The sequence below is a fragment of the Arhodomonas sp. KWT genome (assembly GCF_010993615.1).
Genome location: NZ_WNXE01000132.1, coordinates 6465 through 7720, shown reverse-complemented (window position 1 = coordinate 7720; position 1256 = coordinate 6465). Strand labels below are relative to the sequence as shown.

Below are 1256 nucleotides of genomic sequence, written 5' to 3'. Positions count from 1 at the left end.
TCTGCTTCCAGTGGAACCCGGAAGGCACCCCCTCGGGGGCGGGCAACGTCATGGTCGTGCGCGGGCTCACCCCCGACCTGGCGCGCTTCATCGACCAGCTGATCGACGGCAGCGCCGACGCCCGCGAGGGGCGGTTCCGCATCCAGGCCGCCGACCAGGCGGACGACGCCGGCGGCGCGAACGCCCCGGGCTACGAGTGGGAGGCCAACAATACCTACTCCCAGGCGAACAACCCCACGGTCGGCGGCGGCGGTCCCGACTCGCAGAGCTTCACCGGCGAGACCGCCGACGAGACCGACGATGCCCTCGACGAGGACCGCGTCGCGCTGCTGACCGCCCACTGGACGATGGGGCAGTAGGCCATGGTGCGCGGTCTTCGAGTGGTGCTGTTCGTCGTGCTGCTGACGGCGCTCGCCGCCGCTGCCTATCACGCCCGTTCGGGGGTGAAGGCGCTCGCCGATGCCCGCCAGTCCACGGCGACCGCCCAGCGCCGTCTCCAGGTGCTGGACCAGCGGCTCGCCGCGCTCGAGGACCGGCGCGCCTACGCAAAGCGCGTGGACGCGCTCCTCGCCCGTGCGGACCGGCTCGAGCTGGACGGCGGGCGCTGGAGCGAGCGCCGGATACGCTTCACCCGTGACCAGGTTCCCCGTGACCGGGCCCTGGACCTCCTCGGGACCACGGTCAGCGGCAGTCGCTCGATCTTCATCCCCGATGCCTTCGAGTTCAGCGTCCTCGAGGCCGGGCAGGGCCTGTTCCGGCGCCCGGCGTGGGACGACCGGGAGGTGAACCTGGCGCTCTCGGGCACGCTGCATCTGCTGCTGGAGGAATCGCCCCGATGAAGACCGACGTGATCCTGGTCGACGGCGAGCGGTGGCGGTGGTTCGGCCACCGCGGCGAGACCGCGGTGGTGGATCCCTACCCCCGCCTGCACCGCCCCGCGAGGGTGCTGGTCAACTTCTCCGGCGCGTTCACGGGCGTGCTCCGGTTCGAGGGCAAGACGCAGTTCGCCCGCGCCCTGATCGACCGGGAGGTCCGGCGGGAGGGCTGGGTCGACGGCCCGAACCACATCGTCATACATCACCTTTCCAGGGCACGCGACGGCGGCCAGGCGTTCTACACCGCCGTCCCCCTCGAGGCATGGCAACGCCTGCTCCAGTGGATCCGCGGCGAGAACGACCACTGCCTCGTCTACCCGGCGGGCGCCCTGCTCGCCGACGTCCGCGAGGGCGAGGGCCGGATCCTGCACCTGGACCGGC

2 protein-coding genes and 1 pseudogene are annotated in these 1256 nt (G+C 72.1%); all 3 read left to right on the top strand.

The annotated features are described in order from the left end of the window. Window positions 1–359, top strand: a pseudogene (locus tag G7A99_RS14715) (prepilin-type cleavage/methylation domain-containing protein); the annotation flags it as partial. Between the two features lie 3 nt (window positions 360–362). Beyond that, window positions 363–839: a hypothetical protein gene (locus G7A99_RS14710; protein WP_040409292.1), complete on the top strand. Its 477-nt coding sequence runs from the start codon at window positions 363–365 to the stop codon at window positions 837–839. Beyond that, window positions 836–1256, top strand: a 421-nt coding sequence (locus G7A99_RS14705) for a hypothetical protein (protein WP_205599867.1), incomplete at its 3' end; no start/stop codon positions are given. The genes G7A99_RS14710 and G7A99_RS14705, both read left to right, overlap by 4 nt.